The organism is Vibrio sp. 14G-20 (assembly GCF_026241515.1).
In the GTDB taxonomy this organism is placed as follows: Bacteria; Pseudomonadota; Gammaproteobacteria; order Enterobacterales; family Vibrionaceae; genus Vibrio.
Map to the genome: position 1 here is coordinate 1 of NZ_JAPHPW010000071.1, position 401 is coordinate 401.

Below are 401 nucleotides of genomic sequence, written 5' to 3' on the forward strand. Positions count from 1 at the left end.
CTACGTACCTTAGGGTATGTGGGGTAGGGGAGCGTTCTGTAAGCCGTTGAAGGTGGTCTGTAAGGGCTGCTGGAGGTATCAGAAGTGCGAATGCTGACATGAGTAACGATAAAGGGAGTGAAAAACTCCCTCGCCGGAAGACCAAGGGTTCCTGTCCAACGTTAATCGGGGCAGGGTAAGTCGACTCCTAAGGCGAGGCCGAAAGGCGTAGTCGATGGGAAACGGGTTAATATTCCCGTACTTCTTACAATTGCGATGGGGGGACGGAGAAGGCTAGGTGGGCCTGGCGACGGTTGTCCAGGTTCAAGTACGTAGGCGGGTGGTTTAGGTAAATCCGGACCACTACTAACGCTGAGATACGATGTCGAGCTACTACGGTAGTGAAGTCATTGATGCCATGC

General features: G+C 53.1%; 1 rRNA gene. It reads left to right on the top strand.

Annotated elements, in window-relative coordinates:
• Window positions 1–401 (top strand): 23S ribosomal RNA (locus tag OQJ75_RS22480); the annotation flags it as partial.